This is a genomic window from Chachezhania antarctica, assembly GCF_003646465.1.
Lineage (GTDB): Bacteria > Pseudomonadota > Alphaproteobacteria > Rhodobacterales > Rhodobacteraceae > Chachezhania > Chachezhania antarctica.
This window is the reverse complement of record NZ_QZEX01000005.1, coordinates 21,356-39,990: the sequence shown is the minus strand read 5'-3', so window position 1 is coordinate 39,990 and position 18,635 is coordinate 21,356. Positions and strand designations below refer to the sequence as shown.

The 18,635-nt window shown below is 65.2% G+C and carries 17 protein-coding genes; 5 read left to right on the top strand and 12 right to left on the bottom strand.

The annotated features are described in order from the left end of the window. Window positions 1–59: 59 nt before the first annotated feature. Complete coding sequence (locus tag D4754_RS11090; RefSeq protein ID WP_121063511.1) at window positions 60–1,319, top strand: DUF2254 domain-containing protein; 1,260 nt, start codon at window positions 60–62, stop codon at window positions 1,317–1,319. 517 nt (window positions 1,320–1,836) lie between these two features. Here the strand turns inward: D4754_RS11090 and D4754_RS11085 are convergent. Further along, entirely contained in the window at window positions 1,837–2,253 is a 417-nt protein-coding gene (locus D4754_RS11085) for a winged helix-turn-helix transcriptional regulator (protein ID WP_121063509.1), read from the bottom strand. Window positions 2,254–2,438: 185 nt separating this feature from the next. Between D4754_RS11085 and D4754_RS11080 the strand changes: the two genes are divergently transcribed. The 4 genes from D4754_RS11080 to D4754_RS11065 all read left to right on the top strand — a co-directional run bounded on the left by D4754_RS11080 (window position 2,439) and on the right by D4754_RS11065 (window position 8,449). Beyond that, complete coding sequence (locus D4754_RS11080; RefSeq protein ID WP_121063507.1) at window positions 2,439–3,032, top strand: NADPH-dependent FMN reductase; 594 nt, start codon at window positions 2,439–2,441, stop codon at window positions 3,030–3,032. 144 nt (window positions 3,033–3,176) lie between these two features. After that, window positions 3,177–5,597, top strand: a complete 2,421-nt coding sequence (locus tag D4754_RS11075) for a GcvT family protein (RefSeq protein WP_121063505.1) — start codon at window positions 3,177–3,179, stop codon at window positions 5,595–5,597. Between the two features lie 81 nt (window positions 5,598–5,678). Further along, window positions 5,679–7,361, top strand: a complete 1,683-nt coding sequence (locus D4754_RS11070) for a chloride channel protein (RefSeq protein ID WP_121063503.1) — start codon at window positions 5,679–5,681, stop codon at window positions 7,359–7,361. Between the two features lie 275 nt (window positions 7,362–7,636). Continuing rightward, complete coding sequence (locus D4754_RS11065; protein ID WP_121063501.1) at window positions 7,637–8,449, top strand: N-acyl homoserine lactonase family protein; 813 nt, start codon at window positions 7,637–7,639, stop codon at window positions 8,447–8,449. On the opposite strand, the gene D4754_RS11060 is transcribed toward D4754_RS11065, so the two are convergent. The 11 genes from D4754_RS11060 to D4754_RS11010 all read right to left on the bottom strand — a co-directional run bounded on the left by D4754_RS11060 (window position 8,446) and on the right by D4754_RS11010 (window position 18,583). Next, entirely contained in the window at window positions 8,446–8,841 is a 396-nt protein-coding gene (locus tag D4754_RS11060) for a rhodanese-like domain-containing protein (RefSeq protein ID WP_121063499.1), read from the bottom strand. The genes D4754_RS11065 and D4754_RS11060 overlap by 4 nt on opposite strands. A gap of 339 nt (window positions 8,842–9,180) precedes the next feature. Then, window positions 9,181–9,966, bottom strand: a complete 786-nt coding sequence (locus D4754_RS11055) for a creatininase family protein (RefSeq protein WP_121063497.1) — start codon at window positions 9,964–9,966, stop codon at window positions 9,181–9,183. After that, window positions 9,963–10,883, bottom strand: coding sequence for an isopenicillin N synthase family dioxygenase (locus tag D4754_RS11050; RefSeq protein ID WP_121063495.1), 921 nt, complete (start codon window positions 10,881–10,883; stop codon window positions 9,963–9,965). The genes D4754_RS11055 and D4754_RS11050 overlap by 4 nt, the downstream gene beginning before the upstream one ends. Beyond that, complete coding sequence (locus D4754_RS11045; protein WP_121063493.1) at window positions 10,880–11,506, bottom strand: NAD(P)H-dependent oxidoreductase; 627 nt, start codon at window positions 11,504–11,506, stop codon at window positions 10,880–10,882. Before D4754_RS11045 ends, D4754_RS11050 begins: the two co-directional genes overlap by 4 nt. 1 nt (window position 11,507) lies before the next feature. Continuing rightward, entirely contained in the window at window positions 11,508–12,086 is a 579-nt protein-coding gene (locus tag D4754_RS11040) for an NAD(P)H-dependent oxidoreductase (protein ID WP_121063491.1), read from the bottom strand. After that, window positions 12,083–13,483 (bottom strand): FAD-binding oxidoreductase, encoded by a 1,401-nt coding sequence (locus D4754_RS11035; RefSeq protein ID WP_121063489.1) that lies wholly within the window; start codon window positions 13,481–13,483, stop codon window positions 12,083–12,085. Before D4754_RS11035 ends, D4754_RS11040 begins: the two co-directional genes overlap by 4 nt. Further along, on the bottom strand, window positions 13,480–14,742 hold the full coding sequence (locus tag D4754_RS11030) for a cytosine deaminase (RefSeq protein ID WP_121063487.1): 1,263 nt from the start codon (window positions 14,740–14,742) through the stop codon (window positions 13,480–13,482). Before D4754_RS11030 ends, D4754_RS11035 begins: the two co-directional genes overlap by 4 nt. Window positions 14,743–14,744: 2 nt before the next feature. Then, window positions 14,745–15,605 (bottom strand): ABC transporter permease, encoded by an 861-nt coding sequence (locus tag D4754_RS11025; RefSeq protein WP_121063485.1) that lies wholly within the window; start codon window positions 15,603–15,605, stop codon window positions 14,745–14,747. Next, a complete protein-coding gene (locus tag D4754_RS11020; protein WP_240453847.1) occupies window positions 15,602–16,387 on the bottom strand; it encodes an ABC transporter ATP-binding protein in 786 nt (261 codons plus the stop codon). Before D4754_RS11020 ends, D4754_RS11025 begins: the two co-directional genes overlap by 4 nt. A 51-nt stretch (window positions 16,388–16,438) precedes the next feature. Further along, entirely contained in the window at window positions 16,439–17,431 is a 993-nt protein-coding gene (locus D4754_RS11015) for an ABC transporter substrate-binding protein (protein ID WP_121063483.1), read from the bottom strand. 156 nt (window positions 17,432–17,587) lie between these two features. After that, complete coding sequence (locus tag D4754_RS11010; protein WP_121063481.1) at window positions 17,588–18,583, bottom strand: isopenicillin N synthase family dioxygenase; 996 nt, start codon at window positions 18,581–18,583, stop codon at window positions 17,588–17,590. Window positions 18,584–18,635: the final 52 nt, after the last annotated feature.

Sequence of the window (18,635 nt, the reverse complement as noted above, 5' to 3'; positions counted from 1 at the left end):
AAAAACGACAGGACCTGTCGCAGGCAGACATTCACCGCTGCGACATCGGGACAGGCATCATGATCCGGGCCTTTCTTCGATATGCGCTGCAGGTATCGCGGCGGATCTATGTGCGGGTGATCCTGTACGCGGTGCTGAATCTGCTTGCGCTGGTCGGCGCGGTGCTGCTGGCGCCCTTCATTCCCGACCGGATGTCCGATTTTGTGGGCGCCGAGGCGGTGGACACGATCCTGCAGATCCTTGCGAGTTCGATGCTGTCGGTCTCGATCTTTTCACTGACGATCATGACGTCGGCCTTCTTCCTGGCCGCGGGCCAGTGGTCTCCGCGATCCTATCTTGTGCTGCGGCAGGACACGATCACGCATTCGGTGCTGGCCAGCTTCGTGGGGTCGTTCCTGTTCGCGCTGATCGCCCTGATCCTGCTGGAGGCACATGCCTTCGACGAGAAGGGGATCGTGGTGCTGTTCGGCGTGTCGGCGCTTGTGGTGCTGTTGGTCGTCTACAACATGATGCGCTGGATCGTGCACCTGGAAGGGTTGGGCAGCCTGCCGCAAACGCTCGACGCGCTGGAACGTGAGGCGGTGCAGGCCGTGGGCACCGCGGTGGCGCGGCCCTGCAACGGCGCGCGATCGGCCCGTGAATGGGATCCTGGCGATGCGGAGGTGCTGATCCTGCGCGCCAATCGCAACGGCTATTTGCAACAGGTGTTCGAAGACGCGCTGCAGGCCTGGGCCGCGTCGCACGACGCGCGGATCCTGGTGCAGATCCGGGTGGGCGATCATATCCTGCGCGGCATGCCCCTGGCTTTGGTCGTGGGGGTCGATGAACTGGCGTCATCATCCGAGACGCAATTGCACGAGGCGCTGCCCATCCGCGAGATGCGCAGTTTCGAGCAGGACCCGGTTTTTGCCGTCCGGCTGATCGCCGAGGTGGCCAAGCGGGCGCTGTCGGCCTCGGTCAACGATCCAGGCACGGCGCAGGATATCGCGCACCGGCTGGCCCGGGTGCTGAGCTGCCGGAGCAAGGTCGCGCAACCGGCCGAGGAAGGGACGCTCGACCGGCTCTACCTGCATCCGTTGGATTGCGAACGCCTCTTCCGCTCGTCCTACGACCCCATTTCTCGCGACGCAGGTGATTGTGTCGAGGTGCACGGCGCTGTCGCGCGGGCGCTGGCGGTGCTGTCGGACGAGGCGCCGGATGCCCTGATCTGGGAAGCCCGCGCCTGCGCCCTTCGGTGTCGCAAGCGGGCCGAGGAGGCGATGCCCGATGGCGCGGACCGGGAATGGTACGACCGCGGGGCAGGCCTGTCGGACTTCTGATACGGCTGGCGGATTATTCGTCCGACCATAGATGTGATATTTAAAGTGTTAACGAGCGTAGAAATCTGTATAGGTGTCGCGTGAGCTGGGTGGGCTCGTGGGGGACCAACGTGAAAAAGACAATCTTGGCGGGTTTTGCCGTGATGGCAATCTCGGGTGCGGGAGCCGTTTACGCTCACCCGCAAAGTGAGGCTTGGAACCCTGTCCAGACGGCGCTGACGGCACAAGGTGTCTGGGGTCTGGTCGAAAAGCTTCGCGGTGAGAACGTTCTGAAAGCGTCTTGCTGCAAGACATGCAGGAAAGGGAAAGCCTGCGGTGACTCGTGCATTTCCAAAAGCAAATCCTGCCATGCTGGCCGTGGTTGTGCTTGCAACGGATAGGATCGGATCCGTAGCGAGTTGCTGGATCCACTACGATTTTGGATGTGGTTGCCTAACGGACACGCCCGCGGCGTGACACGATGTTCGCGCCCGCTTGCGCGGGCGATCGGTCTGTGCGGCGGCGCGCAGGGCTTCTATCAGATTGGGGGAGGCGCGGGGCGGCGTGTCGCAGCTGCCGCCTGCTCGGTTTCGAACCGCGCGCGGGCCCGGGCCACGGCGCATTCGTTGGCCACGGCCCAGTCCGTGAGCGCCTTCATCGGGCCCAGCAGCGTTTCGCCCAGCGGTGTCAGCCGGTAGTCGACCCGTGGTGGCACAACCGGCGTAACCGCCCGTTCTACAAGGCCATTTTTCTCCAGCTCGCGCAGCGACGCGGTGAGGGACTTCTGCGTGATCCCCCCGATCGTGCGCTTGAGATCGGTGAACCGGCGCGGTTCCTCGGCCAGGTGCGCGACGATCAGCATGCTCCATTTGCTGCCCACGGTTTGCAGCAGATTGCGGACCGGACCGCAGGCCGGATCCTCGTGGCCGGGCAGGACATGCGTGTCTGGTTTCATCTTGGATACCTCGGTTTCGGAAACGTGCCGTCTTGCGGCGCCGCAGCATTTGCATAAGTTAACCCGGTATCCGACGGATACCAGAGTTTCCGAACGCAACCGAGACCGGTGGCGCCGGGGGGCAGCGCGGCTGCATCCGGCGGACGGGGAAGGCACGTTCAATTTCAGAACAAAGGAGTATGACCATGTCACTCAAGCTGAAGATCATCATCGGGTCCACCCGTCCGGGCCGCATCGGCCCCAAGGTTGCCGACTGGGTCGCCGCGGCCGCCGGCGAGAACGGTGCGTTCGACGTCGATGTCGTCGACCTGGCCGAGGTCGGTCTTCCCCTGCTGGACGAACCCAAGCACCCGGCGATGCAGGCCTACGAACATGACCATACCAAGCGCTGGTCCGCCATCGTGGACGAGGCCGATGCCTTTGTCTTCGTGACCCCGGAATACGACGGCTTCCCGCCCGCGGCGCTGGTGAACGCGCTGCAGGCTCTGGTGGTGGAGTGGAATTACAAGCCGGCCGCGATCGTCAGCTATGGCGGCGTATCGGGTGGCATGCGCAGCGGCGATGTCCTGCGCAGCCTTGTTGGCGGCCTGAAGATGATGGCTCTGCCGGGCTTCGTGCCGGTGCCGTTCGTCTGGAACCATTTCGACGACAATGGCGATCTGGTGCCCAACGAGCCGATGAAGGATGGCGCGGCCCAGACCCTGGCCGAGCTGGCCAAGTGGGCGACCGCGCTGAAGCCGATGCGCAGTGCAGACGCACAGGAGGCGGCCGCCGCCTGAACGACCCCTTGGGTGACCGGTCCGAACCGGTCACCCAGCGACAGGTTTTGAACTGGTCGCACAGCGACAGGGCATGTCGGGATCGGACGATCCCGGCAGCCCGCCCCGCGCAAGGGTGGCCCCGTCAAACGGAGGCCCGCCCAGATGAAAACCCATGCCCAGGCTGTCGTGATCGGCGGCGGTCTTGTCGGATGCTCGATCCTCTATCACCTGGCCAAGCTGGGGTGGACGGATGTCGTTCTGCTGGAACGGGACGAACTGACCAGCGGATCGACATGGCACGCCGCCGCCAACATCCACGGGCTGCACGACAACACCAATATCTCGCGCCTGCAGCATTACACGATGACGCTCTACAAGGAGCTGGAGCAGGAAACCGGGCAGGGCTGCGGGATCTTTCAGGCGGGGTCGCTGTACCTTGCGCAGACACAGGCACGCGAACACCAGCTGCGGCTGCAGGAGGCCAAGGCGCGGCTGTACGGGATGAATTTCCACGAGGTCTCCCGCGACGAGGCCGAACGCCTGCACCCGCTGGTCGATTTCGATGGCATCCGCTGCATCATGTACGAACCCGATGGCGGTAATGTGGACCCGTCGGGCGTGACGCAGGCCTATGCCGCCGGCGCCCGGGCGCGGGGGGCCGAGATCCATCGCTTCACGCCGGTCACCGCGACGCGTCCCCAGCCGGATGGCGGCTGGGTGGTCGAGACGCCCAAGGGCGAGATCCGCACCGATTGGGTGATCAATGCCGCCGGCCTCTGGGCGCGGGAGGTGGCGGCGCTGGCGGGGATTTCCCTGCCGCTGCAACCGACCGAGCACCAGTATTTCGTGACCGAGACGATCCCCGAGATCGCGGGGATGGATCGGCGTCTGCCCTCTGTCGCCGACCGGGACGGGGAATATTATCTGCGCCAGGAAGGCAAGGGCCTGCTGATCGGCGCCTATGAGCGCGACGTGCGGCTCTGGGCCGAGGACGGGACGCCACAGGGCTTTGGTCATGAACTCTTTGCCGACGATCTGGAGCGGATCGAGGAAAACATGATGCGCGCCATCGACCGTGTCCCGGCCGTGGGCGCTGCGGGGATCAAGCGGGTGATCAACGGACCGATGATCTGGTCGCCCGACAGCTCGGCGCTTTACGGTCCGGTGCCCGAACGTCCGGGGTATTTCTGTGTCTGCGGGATCATCCCGGGCTTCTCGCAATCCGGCGGGCTCGGGATGATGGCCGCGGAATGGATCGTCGAGGGCGAACCGCGCTACGACATGTTCGCGTGGGATCTGACGCGCTATGGCGACTGGGCGACACCTGCCTTTACCAAGGCGCGCGTGACGGACCAGTACGCCCACCGCTTCGCGATCCATTTCCCGAACGAGGAACGCAGTGCGGGCCGTCCGGCGCGCACGCGGCCCGTTTATGCCGACCAGCAGGCCATGGGCGCGGTCTTCGGGCTGAACGGGGGCTGGGAGCATCCGTTGTATTTCGCCGATACGCCCGGCACCCAGGATACCGCCGGGTTTACCCGCCAGCTATGGTGGGACATCGTGGGCGCCGAGGCGCGGACGCTGCGAGAGAAGGCCGGGATCATCGATATCTCGAATTTCGCCAAGTACGAGGTGACAGGGCCGGGCGCGGGCGATTGGCTGGATGCGCTGTTCGCCAACCGGATGCCCAAGACGGTCGGACGGTCCTGCCTGACGCCGCTGATCGGCAAACGCGGCGGGATCGCGGGGGATTTTACCGTGACGAAGACCGGGGAGGAGGCATTCTGGATCCTGGGCTCCGGCATGGCCGAACGCTATCACCAGCGGTTCTTCCACGCCGTGCCGTTGCCCAAGGGCACGACGCACCGGTCCCTGACCGACACGACCTGCGGCTTCAACGTGGCAGGGCCTGCGTCGCGCGCGCTGTTGCAGCGGTTGACCAACACGTCGCTTGAGACCGCCGATTTCCCGTTCTTCCGCTCCAAGCGGGTCGAGATCGCGGGTGTCGATTGCATGGCACTCCGCGTCTCCTTCACCGGGGACCTGGGGTGGGAACTGCATTGCGCCGCGGACGATCAACAACGCCTTTACGCGGCGCTCTTGGAAGCCGGGCGCCACTTGGGCGCCGGGCCGGTGGGCAGCCGGGCGCTGATGTCGCTCAGGCTCGAGAAGGGCTATGGCTCGTGGGGCCGGGAGTATTCGCCGGAATACTGGCCGCAGGAAGTGGGGCTTGAGGCGCTGGTCAAGCTCGACAAACCGTTCCTGAACCGCGATGCGGTGGAAACGGCGTTGGCGAAACCCGCCCGCGAACGGATGGTGATGCTCGCGCTGGACGAGGCCGATGTGACGGCCTCGAACGCCGATGCGACGGGGGGGGAGCCGATCTTCCTGAACGGCACCGGCATCGGGCGGGTCAGTTCCGGCGGCTATGGCTATGGCGTGAACCGGTCGCTGGCGCTGGCCTCTATCAAGGCCGGGAACCCGGGTGATACGGTCGAGGTGATGGTGCTGGGCCGACCGCACAAGGCGGAAATCCTTGTCCGTCCCCCCTTCGATCCCGAGGGCCACAGGCTGAGGGCGTAAATCCCCGCGACCGCAGGTCTTGTTTCTTCGAAGGCGTTGCTGGCCTATGAGGGATGGTATCCTAGCCCGAAACGCCAGCCCATGACCGAACCCCAGCGCTCCTTCCTTAGCCGCAAGACCCGTTCGGGGCTGGCGCAGCTGCGGCGCGGATGGGACACGCTGAAGCGGCGCGGGCCGGGGCAGGTGCAGTTCTGGTTCATAGCACTCCTGATCGGGATCGCGGCGGGCTTCGCGGCGCTGGCCTTCCGGGTGGGCATCGACCTTCTGCAGGCGTGGGTCTACGGCACCCACGACGTGCACTACCTGCACAGCTTCGCCCGCGGCCTGCCGTGGTACGCGATCTTCTTCGCGCCCGTGATCGGCGGGCTGATCGTGGGCCTGATCCTGCACAAATTCACGCCCGACGGTCGGGTCCGGTCGGTGGCCGACGTGATCCAGGGCGCGGCCATGCACGAAGGCCGGGTCGAAACCAGGGCCGGGATCGCGTCGATGGTGGCGTCGCTGATCACGCTCAGCTCGGGCGGGTCCACGGGGCGCGAAGGGCCGGTGGTGCACATCGCGGGCGTGATCTCGACCTGGGTGTCGAAGCGGATCGACGCCGACGGGATCACCGGCCGCGATCTTCTGGGCTGCGCCGTGGCGGCCGCCGTATCTGCCAGCTTCAATGCGCCGATCGCCGGGGCGCTCTTCGCGCTCGAAGTCGTGCTGCGCCATTTCGCCGTGCATGCCTTCGCGCCCATCGTCATCGCGGCCGTCGCCGGCACCGTGATCACGCGGCTGGGGCTGGGCGAACAGGTGGAGTTCGATCTCGCCGACACGGTCGATTTCCAGTTCTACGTCGAGCTGCCCGCCTTCCTGCTGATGGGCATCGTCTGCGGCATCGTGGGCGTGATCCTGATACGGTCGATCTTCTTCGCCGAAGACGTGGCAACCGCCGCGCAGAACTGGATCGGTCTGCCGCGCTGGCTGCGCCCGGCCGTGTCGGGCGCGATGCTGGGCCTGATCGCGATTTGGTTCCCGCATATCATCGGCGTGGGGTACGAGACGACCTACCGCGCTCTGACGGGGGATCTGTTCCTGACGCAGGCGGTTCTATTCACCGTGGTGAAGGTGCTGGCGGTGGCCATCACCTTCGGCGGCCACATGGGCGGGGGTGTGTTCTCGCCCTCGCTGATGGTCGGCGCGCTGACCGGGCTGGCCTACGGGCTGGTGGCCACTTCGATCCTGCCGGACGTGTCGGGCAATCACACGCTTTATGCCTTTGCCGGGATGGGCGCCGTGGCCGCGGCGGTGCTGGGCGCGCCGATCTCGACCACGCTGATCGTGTTCGAACTGACCGGCGACTGGGAGATCGGGCTGGCGGTGATGATCGCGGTTTCGCTCTCGACGGCCATCAGCTCCCGCCTTGTGGACCGGTCCTTCTTCCTGACCCAGCTGGAGCGTCGCGGCACGCATCTTGCCGCCGGGCCGCAGGCCTACCTGCTGGCGATGCTGCGCGCGGGCGGCGTGATGCGGGCAAAAGGGGCAACGAACGAGGCCGATCCCGACGAATGCGAGCGCATGCTGGCCGAGGGCCTGTCCGTCGGCGCCTCGGAAACGCTGGAGGCCACCATGCCCGTCTTCGACCGCGCGCAGGTGGCCTTCCTGCCGGTGGTCGATACCTCCGGCGACGCCCCCGAAATCATCGGGGCCCTGTTCCATGTCGATGCGCTGAAGGCCTACAACCGTCTCCTGGCTGCCACGGCGGCCGAGGAGCATTCCTGACGGGTCCTCTCTTCAGATCGGCGGAGGTTCCGGGCCGTGCCGTCGGGTGCCTCCGGCGGGAGTATTTGGGAAAAGAAGAAACAGGGGATGCGCCCGGGTTTTTCTGGTCTTCAAGTATCTCGGGGGGGGGCGGCGGCCCACCCTGTGCTGCCCGGACAGGTCGGGCGTCTTCCGAACCGCTACCGCGCGCGGCTTGCCTTGATGGGCCGGTCGGTGAAGACTGGCACGGGAGGCCGGGACCGGGCGCAGACCCGGCGCCGGAGGGAGGATCTTTCATGACCGCGGCATTGCCCGACTACCGGATCTTCGCGATCCGCCATGCGGAGAACACCGTGCGGACGCGGGGCAACAATTTCATCAACGACCCGGATCCGCTGGATCTGTTGCAGATGGATTTCTATTTCTGGGTGATCTCGGGGGCGGGCCGGGTGATTGTCGTCGATACCGGGATCGATGCCGCGAAGGGCGCCGCGAACGGCCATCACCAGACCATCGCGCCGCCGGAGGCATTGCGGGCCCTGGGCGTTGCCCCTGACGCGGTCGACACGGTGATCCTGACCCACGCCCATTACGATCATGTCGGGTACCTTGACGCTTTCCCCCGCGCGCAGTTCTGGATGCAGGCCGAGGAGATGGCCCATATCACCGGCCCCTGGATGCAGGTGCCCTTTTTCGCCCATGCCTATCACGCCGACGATATCGCCCGGCTTGAAGACCTGCTGCGCCGGGACCGGTTGCAACTGCACGACCGCGATCTTGAATTCGCGCCGGGCCTCAGCCTGCATCGGGTCGGCGGGCATACTGCCGGGCAGGAGGTGGTGCGCGTTCATACCGCGCGCGGCTGGGTGGTGCTCGCCTCGGACGCGTTGCATTACTTCGAGGAACTGGAGCGCGGCGTGCCATACGCCATCGCCTTCGGCCTGCCCGAGATGCTGGCGGCCCATGACAGGATCCGGGCAATGGCCGAAAGCGAGGCCCACATCGTGCCGGGCCACGATCCGCGGGTCGCGCGGATCTACCCGCCGGCGCAGAGCGATCTGGCCGAAACGGTCTTTCGCGTGGACCTGCCGCCGTCCGGCGCGAACTAGCCTTCTGCCAGCGTGAAGCCTTCGTCCAGCCACCCGGTGATCCCGCCGATCATCAGCTTCACCGGCAATCCCAGCCGCGCCAGCCGCACGGCCGCCTTGTTGGCGCCGTTGCAATGGGGGCCCGCGCAGTAGACGACGAAGGTCGTGGCTGCCGGGAAAGCCTCCATCCGCCGGGCGGTGATCTTGCCGTGGGGCAGGTTGATCGCGCCGTCGATGTGGCCCTGCGCGAATTGCTGCGGCGAGCGGACATCGATGAGCGTGAAGTCCCTCTGTTCGGCCTGAAGCGCTTCGTGCGTGTCCCAGCAGTCGGTCTCGAACGCAAGCATGGCTTCGAAATGCGCCAGGGCGCGGTCGGAAGGTGCGGCGGGGATGGCAGTGACAGGGGTGGGCATGAACGGTGCTCCTTGAGGCTTTGAGGCCTGTCTAGCGGGGCGGTCTGCCAATGGGAACTGGCGGAAATGACGATAAAACAGCGCGTATCGTCGAACAGGCCGAACAGGTGGCCATGTGGACGGGTACACCCAACTGGTGACGGGGTTCTGCAACTTGCCGCAGACCACCTCTGGCGGGAGTACGTGGAGAAAGACGTTCGGGGGAGGAGATCGCTTCTTCTTCTCTTCCAAAATACTCCGGGGGCGTTCGGGCCGCAGGCGCGGACGGGGGCAAAGCCCCCCTGGCGCGGGTCGATTGCCGGGGGGGCGAGTTTGGTCGTCCCGTGTTGACCCGTGCCGTTACCCGATCTTCGCGGGCGCCTTGGGCACCGGCATCGCTTCGACCATGCGCAGAAGTTCTATGAAGCCCGCGACCTGGTGGTCGGCCGTGGCCGCGCCCTTTTCCGCTGTCGCCAGCGAGGCATCGCCCACGGTCCCGTCCGGGTTCAGGTCCGCCGCGATCCACCCGCGGGAGATCGGGCCGGTGGGCGGGATCGGGTCCGTCTCGGCCGCGGAGCGGAAGTTGATGGCCTTCGACATGTCCACCGTTTCGGGGTGGAAGGCCAGCATCAGTGACGTTTCGACATCGCCGCCATGGATGCCGAAACGCATCTCGTCGGGGGAATAGAGGCCCTCGGGATGGCCGAAATTGCCCCACTGGCATTTGACGGCCAGCATCCCGGCCTCGACCCGCAATTCGCGCGAGAGGATCGAGATCAGGTCGAGGTTGCCGCCGTGGGAATTGGCGATGACGATCTTCTTCACGCCGGCGCGGGCGACGGACAGGCCGATCTCGGTCCAGGCCGCCAGCGCCGTGGCGGCCGACAGCGTCAGCGTGCCCTTGGCCCAAAGGTGCTCGTTCGACTTGCCCACCGCCATGATCGGCAGGATGGCGATGTCCAGATCGTCGGGGCAGGCGGCGCGCAGGCGGTCCAGCATGCCGGTCGCGATCAGCGTGTCGGTGCCAACGGGCAGGTGCGGCCCGTGCTGCTCCACCGCCGCCGTGGGCAGGATGGCGATGGTCTTCTCGGGGTCCACGTCGCCGAATTCGGGCGCGCGGCGTTCTGTCCAGTCCAATCGCCTCATTCTGCCGGCTCCGGTGCGTAGGTGGCATCGAGCCGGTGGCGCAGGTAGTCTGCGCCGGTGACGGGCGGGTACTTGGCCTCGCCTGTGCCCGGAAGCGCACGGATTACGCTGTCGGGGTTGGGATCCATGAAGAACGCGAGTGACCGGCGCTGGCGTTTCGGCGGCAGCACGCGGTGCGGGGTCGAGACGTAGATGTCGTTCGTCCAGCGCATCAGGCAATCGGCGATGTTGACCACGAAGGCGCCGGGGACATGGGGCACGTCCGCCCAGTCCTGCCCGCGCGGTTGCACCTGCAACCCGCCTTCGCCGTCGGTCATCAGAAGCGTGATCGAGCCATAGTCGGTATGGGCGCCGGCGCCGATTTCTCCCGCCGCTCCGGTACCGGGCGGGTAGGTCAGCATGCGCAGCGTCGACAGGGGCGCCGAGAAATGCGGGGTGAAGTAATGTTCTTCCAGCCCCAGATCCAGCGCGATGGCGCGGTGGAGGTCGACGCCAAGGGCCAGCGCGCGGTCGTAGTAGTCCAGCACCGTCTCGCGGAAGCCCGGCAGGTCGGGCCAGACGTTCACACCGCGGAAGGGCTCCCCCGCCAGAACGCGGGGATCGTCGGCGGCGAGGTCGAGGCCGACGTTGAACGCCTCCTTCCGGTCCACCTGGTCCGAGCTGTCGTCGAGGTTCTCGCTGCCTTCACCCGTCCAGCCGCGGTTGTGCGGGTTGTTGTAGATCGAGAACGCGGCCTTCTCTGCCTTGGGCAGTGAGAACAGCGCGTCGCCGGCGGCGAAGGTGCCTTCGATCAGGTTCTGGGGGACGCCGTGGTCCGACAGCAGGAAGAAGCCGGTTTCGCGGCAGGCTTTCCCAAGCCGGGTCACGAAGGCTTGCGGGTCGGTCTGGAATTCGTTCCAGTTCAGGACAGGGATCATGCGGGCACCTTCTGCGGTTCACCGGGGCCACCCAGGAAGCGGTCCATCTTCCGGGCGACGCGTTTGAGATGCTTGGCGCGGCTCGTCGGGCTGGACGCGTCCATCAGGTAATGCGCGGCAAAGGCCGTCCGGCAGCGCGGGGCGCACAGGATGCGCAGGCCCCGCAGGATCGTGCGCTTGCCGGGCGCGCCGATGATCCGCGTCAGCCACCAGCTTGCGCCACAGGTGGTGAAGACCGCAAGCCGCTTGATATGCGTCAGGCCGGGGCGGATGTCGGAATGTGTCTCGTCGGGCATCAGGAAAGCGCTGCCGGGGAGCAGCACGCGGTCGAGCCACCCTTTCAGCATCGCGGGCAGGCCGTACCACCACGTGGGGTAGACGAAGATCAGCGTATCGCAGGCCTCGATCGCGACGACATGGGCCGCGACATGGGACCGGCCCAGCGTGCAGTCGAGGTAGGCCGCGTTTTCCGGGCCGCCCATCACCGGATCGAACCCTTCGGCATAGAGATCCAGCACCGTGACAGCGGCATCGGCCGCGTGCAGCTTTTCCAGAACGGTGTTCTTGACTGCCGCCGTGAAGCTGTCGGGGCGCGGGTGGCAATAGACGACGAGCACCTGCATCCTAAAGTGCCTCCATTTCGCGTTTGACCTTGCCCAGGAAGGCCTGCCGTTTCTCCTGTGTGGCCCGGTTCATGTCATAAAGCGCAAGGTAGCGCATCGTGTCGGGCCGGGTCGTGTGCCAGACGGCGCGGGTGACCGATCGGCGCGGCGGATCGCCCGCGGTGAAGGCCCGCCAGCGGGTGCCGCCATAGGTCGTGACGGCGACCAGTTTCTTGATATGGGTCAGGTTCGGCACGACCTTGCCCTCTTCCAGCCGGAACGACACGCCGGGCAGGAACACCTTGTCGAAGAACCCCTTCAGGATCGCCGGATAGCCGAAGTTCCAGACCGGGAAGGACAGGATCAGCGCCTCGGCCGCCATCAGACGGTCGACATACCCCGACACGCGGGCCTTGTTTTCGGGGATGTCGTGATAGGTGCGCCGGTCTTCTTCCGACATCACCGGGTCGAACCCTTCGCGGTTCAGATCGCAATCGTCAACGTCCCATCCGCGCCCGTTCAGCGTGTCGACGATCGTGCCATGCAGGGCCGCGGCGAAGCTTTCGGGGCAGGGATGGGCAAACAGAACCAGTGCCTTCATGCGGGGGATCTCATCTTCGGGTAATGGTACATGCCGTCATAGGAGAAGTCCGGATCGTCCCACCCGATCATCTTGCCGGGGTTCAGAAGGCCCTTCGGATCGGCCTCGCGCTTGAAGGCCAGCTGGGTGTCGTCGGTCATCTGGCGGCCGCCTTCTTCCAGCGTGTAGCGGTGCGGGTTGAAGATCAGCGCGCCGGCCTCTTCATGGGCGGCGATGATCTCGTCCAGCCGTTCCTCGGTCGTGAACTTGACCAGCGTCAGCCCGGCGAAGTTGACCTTGCCGCCGCCGCGGATCGCCTCCAGGTGCTGCAGGATCTCGGGAGAGAATTTCGCGCGGATCTTTTCCACCAGTGCGCGGTGGTCGGGGAAGGCATAGCGGACCTGAAGATAGGTGATCGACGGGTCTACGCGCAGGGCGCGGAGCGTCGTGTGGTTCCAGCCGTATTCGAAGACCTTGCCCGGGCCGCGCTCCCACGTGCTGGCGTCCGAGCGGTAGATCAGCTTGGCCTTGGGGCGGCGGGCCAGGAAGGTCAGAAACCCGTCCATCGATTGCGGGGCCACCATCAGCCCGACAAGGTGATCGCCGGGGGAGACATGAGGTTTGACCCGCGGGAAGTACTCGTGCGCGGTAGGCGCCTCGTAGACCGACGAGATCTTGATCAAGATCCCGTCTTCGCAGGCGATATCGTCGGCGAAGGCCATCGCTTCGCCGAAGTCCTCGAAGGTCACGAAGATGTCGGTCCAGTCGTAGGACGGGGCCAGCGGCATCTCGATTTCGGTGATGATCCCGTTTGTGCCATAGGCGTGGGAGACGCGGGCCAGTTCCTCCCCCGTGAATTCCAGCACGCGGGGCTCTTCCTCCATCGTCACGACGCGCAGGCGGATGATGTTGCCGAGGTCGCGCAGCGAGCCCCAGCGGACGGACCCCACGCCGCCCGAGCCACCGGCGATGAACCCGCCAATCGTGGCCGTGGCCCAGGTGGAGGAGAACATGCGCAGTTCCTGCCCCGAATGGGCGATTGTGGCGGCATCCAGATCCTGCAGAAGGCAGCCGGGTTCGACGATCACCCGGCCCGGAAGGATCTCCTTCACCGCCGTCATGTGGCGCAGGTGCATGACGCAACCGCCCTCCATCGGCATGGCCTGCCCGTAATTGCCCGTGCCCGCGCCCCGCGTGGTGACGGGGACGTCATGGGCATAGCAGACCTTCAGGATCTCGATCACTTCGGCTTCCGTCCGGGGGCGGACGACGAAATCGGCCTCCAGGTGGTCCATGTGCTTTTTCAGGACGGGCGAATACCAGAAGAAATCGCGGCTGGCGGCCTTGATGCCCGCCGGGCTCTGTTCGATGTCGAGATGCGAAAGCGCGGCCTTGGCGCCCTCTATGTCGGCTGTCATGATGTCCTCATCAGGTGGTCGAGTTCTGCGTAATCGGGAAGCGTGCGGTCGATGGCGGTGCCGTCCCGCAGGACGATCCGGTCGGATTGGGGGCGGGAGAAGAGTTCCGTCCATGTCCGCGCCTTGAAGATGGTCAGATCGGCGGATGCGCCGGGCGACAGGTCCGGTGCCATGAAATCGCAGGCCTGGGCCGGGTTGGACGTGAAGGCCTTCACCCAGTTGGTGCCGGAATGGTCCAGATGGGCGATGCGGGTGGCTTCGCGCATGACCTCGACCATGTCCAGATCGCCGTAGGCGTAGAACGGATCGCGGGTGTTGTCGGACGCGAAGGACACGTTGATCCCACGGTCCTTCATTTCGTGCACCAGCGTCACGCCGCGGCGGCGGGGCGTGCGACCCGGGGTGCGGTCCTGCAGGTACTGGTTGCACATTGGCAGGGAGACCGCGTTCAGCCCGGCCCTGGCGACCAGATCCAGCGTATCGAACGCGCGGCTCTCCTCCTGAGTGGACACCGAACAGCAATGGCCCACGACGACCGGCAGATCGTACCCGGTTTCGATCACGGCTTCCGCAATCATGCGGAGCGTTTCCGACCCCGGGTCCATCGTCTCGTCGGTATGGAAATCGACCGACAGGCCCATCTTGCCCGCCATCTCGAAGAATCCGGTCAGGATGCGCGGCAGATCGGGGATCGGGTAGGTCACAAGGCCCAGAACGCCGCCGGCCTCTTCCACGACCTCTGCCAATGCCGCGAATTCGCCATCGGTGCCGAAGCGGTCGCAGCTCATCAGCGACACGGCCTGCAGATCGACCTTGCCGGCCCATTTCTCCCGCATCTCGACCACCACGGGCCAGCTGCGCTGGTACTGGCCGTCAAGGCTGTCGATATGGGTGCGCACCTGCCGCGTGCCGTGGGCGTAGGCGCATTTCAGGGAAAATTCCATCCGGGCCGAGACATCCTCGGCCGTCCAGATCGCGTGGTCGGCGCGGACGGTGGAGAGCGCCCCATCGAACGTCCCGTCCGGGTTGGGGGAGCGAGGCCAGATATGGCCCTTGTCCAGATGGGTGTGCATGTCGGTGAAGGACGGCAGCACCATCGCGCCTTTCATGTCGACAGTTTCGCCCCCGGGGGCTGCGATCACATCGCCGTCGATGCCGATATCGGTGCGGATCAGGTCGCCCTCCCGCCCCAGAAGGCAGGCGGGGACCGAGACGTCTTTCAGCGTGAAGCGCCCGGATGGCAGTGTCTTGAAGTCCATATTCATTCTCGTTTCAGGGCGCTTTCGTGCCAGCGGTAAAGGGCAAGGTAGGAAATCGTGCTCATCAGCGCGAAGATCGCCACGCCCATTACCGAAATCAGGATCAGCGCGGCGTAAAGCCGGCCGAAGTTGAAGCGATAGGACGCTTCCAGCAGGGTCGAGGCCAAGCCAAGCCCGGTGCCTGCGCGGCCGATCACGAATTCTGCGACCACGGCGCCGATCAGCGCCAGACCACCGGCGATCTTCAGACCGCCCAGGAAGAACGGGAGCGCCGACGGCGCCGACAGGTAGCGCAGGCGCTGCCACTTGGTGGCGCCGTAGATGGTGAAGAGATCCGACAGGTTATGATCCGCCGATTTCAGCCCGATGGTCGTGTTCGACAGGATCGGGAAGAAGGCCACGATCCACGCACACAGAAGTGCCGCGACGAAGGCGTTTTCGACGTAGATCTGGATCAGCGGCGCGACCGCCACCACCGGCGTCACCTGCAGGATGACAGCATAGGGAAAGAACGACATCTCCGCCCATTTCGACTGGGTGAACGCTACCGCCAGCCCCACGCCGCCCATGACGGCGAGCAGCAGGGCCAGGATCGTCAGCCGCCCGGTCTTCAGCATGGCGGGCCAAAGAAGATCCCAGTCTTCCACCATCTTCTGCGCCACAAGGCCGGGGCCGGGCAGGATGTAATGCGGGATCTCCCACAGCGTGACGTAAAGATGCCAGGCGAGGATCGTCAGCACCATTACCAGCGACGGGAGCGTCCAGCGCGCGATCTTAAGGATGCGTTCGGTCCGGGCGCGCTGTGCTTCTTCTGCGTCCAGCTCAGGATGGATGACGGGGCCGCCGTCTTCGGCGATGCTCATGCGGGTTCTCCCATCGCTTCGTGGAGCGCTTCCGAGGCCTGCCGGCAATAGGCGGCATATTCGGCCGAGGTGCGGAATTCCTCGCCGCGCGGGTAGGGGGCGTCGACCTCAAGCTCGCGGATCACGCGGCCGGGGCGGGCGGCCATCACGACGATACGGTCCGACAGGAAGACGGATTCGAACACGGAATGCGTCACGAAGATCACGGTGCAGCCGACGCGTTCGCGCAGCTCCAGCAGATCGTTGTTCAGCTTGTGGCGGGTGATCTCATCGAGCGCGGCGAAGGGTTCGTCCATCAGGATAAGCCGCGGCTTCGTGACCAGCGCACGCGCGATGGACACACGCATCTTCATCCCGCCCGACAATTCGCGGGGGAAAGCGCGCTGGAACTTCTCCAGCCCGACCAGCTTCAGCGCTTCCAGCACGTCGTCCTTCACTTCGCCGTAGCTCTTGCCGCGGAGCCGAAAGGGCAGCCAGACATTTTCGGCCACGCGCGCCCAGGGCATCAGCGTGGGTTCCTGGAACACGACGCCCAGATCGTCGTTCGACTGCCCCCCGGCCCAGCGGATACCGCCCGACGTGGGCTGCATCAGCGAGGCGATCAGGCGCAGCGCCGTCGACTTCCCGCAGCCCGACGGACCAAGCAGCGAGATGAAATCGCCCTCGTTCACGTCCAGGTTCATGTCCTTCAGGGCCACGATATTGCCGCGGAATGTCTTTTCCACATGGCTCATCGTCAGCACCGGGTCGCGTTGCCCGAGGGCTTTGCGTTCCTTGGCCATTGCCACCTCCGTAAGGGGTCGGCGGAGCGGTTCGCCCCGCCGGCCAGGGGTTTACTTCTTCAGGTCCATTCCGACCTTTTCGTTCACGAATTCATTCGTGTAGGCCGATTTCCAGTCGATATCGCTGTCGGTCACGCCGGCATCGACCATCTTCTGGAAGAAGCCGCCGACCTTCTCGTCGGTGATCGAGCCGATGCCCAGCGTTTCGGCATCGCCGGACACCACGATGCCTTCCGACAGCATCTTCTCGATGCCGTAGTCGATCTTGTCCTGCGTCATCTCCGGGTTGTCTGCCATGATCATTTCGTCGGCGGCCGAATGGTCGCCGTACAGGTAGTTGTACCATCCCTTGATCGACCCATCGACGAAGCATTTCACCTGCTCGGGCTTCTCGGCGATAGTGTCGGCCATCGTCTCGATCGTCGTGGCATAGGTGGAATAACCCGCATCGGCGATCAGGAAGACATCGGGGGTGAAACCGCCCTCTTTCTTGATCAGGTAGGGTTCCGACGACAGGTAGCCCTGCATGCCCTTGGTATCATCGGCGAGGAACGGGCCGGGGTTGAAGGTGTAGGGTTCGCGCTGTTCGGCGGTGAAGCCGTATTCGGCCATCATCCACTGGTAGTAGGACTGATACCCGTTGTCGCCGATCAGAAGCGTCAGGTCCTTCAGATCCTCGAAGGTTTCGGCTTTGCCCGGGTGGGTGACGATGACCTGCGGGTGCTTCTGGAAGATCGCGGCCACGGACACGACCGGCACGCCTTCCTTGACGGCGTTGAACGCCTGCAGCAGGTCGCCGCCCATGTGATAGTCGATCCGTCCCGCAAGCATCAACGCGCGGTTATTGACCTGCGGACCGCCCTGGACGATGGACACGTCCAGGCCGCATTCCTCGTACGTCCCGTCAGCGACGGACTGGTAGAAACCGCCATGTTCGGCCTGTGCCAGCCAGTTGGTGCCGAAGACGACCTTGGGCAGGTCCTGTGCTGCGGCGGGCGCCGCGGCAAGCGCCAGAAGCGCGCCTGCAAGTGCTTTGGTTTTCATGAGTAACCTCCGTGTTGGACTTGTTGTTCATTGAGCCTCCCGTCCGGCGCGGGGAGCGCTGTTGGACCCTCTCGTCAGTGTCGAGGAAGATTTGAAGAGGGTGGGGTTGGCACGCGAGCGTATCGCGCACCTGCCGGATTTCTTGTGGGGCCGCTTTCATCCTTTCGTTCCGTAATTCGCGCCAAGGCGCATCTGGATGTAGTCGTGGCCCGTCATGGGGTCGTACTTGCCGTCCGGCCCTTCAAGGAGCGTGTCTCTGTTGGCCTGTGCGAAGAAGGCAATTGAATAGCGTGGGCCCAGGTATTCGTCGGGCTTGGGCATCCGAACCCGGTGCAGGTTCGACAGCAGCTTGTCGTCCGACCACCGCATCAGCATGTCGCCGATATTGCAGGTGATCACGCCACCGGTGGGTGGCACGTCCGTCCACGCCAGCGCGCGGCCCTTGCTGTCCTTGCCGGGGCACAGTTGCAGACCGCCCTGGCCGTCCTTCTGATGCAGCAGCGTCAGGCAGTCGAAATCGGTATGCGCCCCGGCACGCCATAACCTGAAATCCTCCGCCTTGGCCTCTTCCATCCCCAGGTAGTGGATCAGGCGCAGGGTGGACTGGTAGTCCGGCGATTGCGGATCGTGGCCTTTGACGAACAGGTCCGGCGCGAAGCCCAGCTTGTCGGCGAAGCACGACAGGACCTTCATTGCCACGGCCCAGTTCATCCGCTCGAACGCCAGCATCGTGGCGCGGAACCCGGCAAGGTCGTCTTCCGACGGCCACAGGTCCGCCATCCGCGGCAGGGTGATCTGGAAGCTTTCCTTGTGGTCCGGCGTTCCGGTGGAGGGGCGGACCTGCGCCAGGTACTCCCAGCCCGCGTTGGTCCCGGGCTTCAGGGGCAACGCCTCCTTCGTCTCGGCCGGCAGGTCGAAGAAGGCGGCAGAGATGGCGAAGGCCTCGTCGATCAGGGCCTGCGGGATGCCGTGGCCGGTCAGCTGGAAGAACCCGATATCGGTTGCCGCTTGCCACAACGCGTCCGTGATCTCTGCCTTGCGGGCAAAGAAATCGGACAGGTCAATCAGCGGGATGTCGCGATGGGTCTCGGTCCCGTAGTCGCCGATGCGGGATTCCTTCTCCAACTCGGCCAGCTTTGTCGTGTCGGTCATGACAGGTCTCCTTTCGGGAGAGGGGAGCAATGACCTGCGCCCACGCGGACGC

Excerpts from the sequence above, each read along its gene's own strand:
- D4754_RS11065 (WP_121063501.1), top strand. The coding sequence starts at position 7,637 with ATGACCGCGGCATTGCCCGACTACCGGATCTTCGCGATCCGCCATGCG.
- D4754_RS11035 (WP_121063489.1), bottom strand. The coding sequence starts at position 13,483 with ATGACAGCCGACATAGAGGGCGCCAAGGCCGCGCTTTCGCATCTCGAC.
- D4754_RS11040 (WP_121063491.1), bottom strand. The coding sequence starts at position 12,086 with ATGAAGGCACTGGTTCTGTTTGCCCATCCCTGCCCCGAAAGCTTCGCC.
- D4754_RS11050 (WP_121063495.1), bottom strand. The coding sequence starts at position 10,883 with ATGATCCCTGTCCTGAACTGGAACGAATTCCAGACCGACCCGCAAGCC.
- D4754_RS11020 (WP_240453847.1), bottom strand. The coding sequence starts at position 16,387 with ATGGCCAAGGAACGCAAAGCCCTCGGGCAACGCGACCCGGTGCTGACG.
- D4754_RS11070 (WP_121063503.1), top strand. The coding sequence starts at position 5,679 with ATGACCGAACCCCAGCGCTCCTTCCTTAGCCGCAAGACCCGTTCGGGG.
- D4754_RS11090 (WP_121063511.1), top strand. The coding sequence starts at position 60 with ATGATCCGGGCCTTTCTTCGATATGCGCTGCAGGTATCGCGGCGGATC.
- D4754_RS11025 (WP_121063485.1), bottom strand. The coding sequence starts at position 15,605 with ATGAGCATCGCCGAAGACGGCGGCCCCGTCATCCATCCTGAGCTGGAC.
- D4754_RS11010 (WP_121063481.1), bottom strand. The coding sequence starts at position 18,583 with ATGACCGACACGACAAAGCTGGCCGAGTTGGAGAAGGAATCCCGCATC.
- D4754_RS11055 (WP_121063497.1), bottom strand. The coding sequence starts at position 9,966 with ATGAGGCGATTGGACTGGACAGAACGCCGCGCGCCCGAATTCGGCGAC.
- D4754_RS11085 (WP_121063509.1), bottom strand. The coding sequence starts at position 2,253 with ATGAAACCAGACACGCATGTCCTGCCCGGCCACGAGGATCCGGCCTGC.
- D4754_RS11060 (WP_121063499.1), bottom strand. The coding sequence starts at position 8,841 with ATGCCCACCCCTGTCACTGCCATCCCCGCCGCACCTTCCGACCGCGCC.
- D4754_RS11015 (WP_121063483.1), bottom strand. The coding sequence starts at position 17,431 with ATGAAAACCAAAGCACTTGCAGGCGCGCTTCTGGCGCTTGCCGCGGCG.
- D4754_RS11075 (WP_121063505.1), top strand. The coding sequence starts at position 3,177 with ATGAAAACCCATGCCCAGGCTGTCGTGATCGGCGGCGGTCTTGTCGGA.
- D4754_RS11045 (WP_121063493.1), bottom strand. The coding sequence starts at position 11,506 with ATGCAGGTGCTCGTCGTCTATTGCCACCCGCGCCCCGACAGCTTCACG.
- D4754_RS11080 (WP_121063507.1), top strand. The coding sequence starts at position 2,439 with ATGTCACTCAAGCTGAAGATCATCATCGGGTCCACCCGTCCGGGCCGC.
- D4754_RS11030 (WP_121063487.1), bottom strand. The coding sequence starts at position 14,742 with ATGGACTTCAAGACACTGCCATCCGGGCGCTTCACGCTGAAAGACGTC.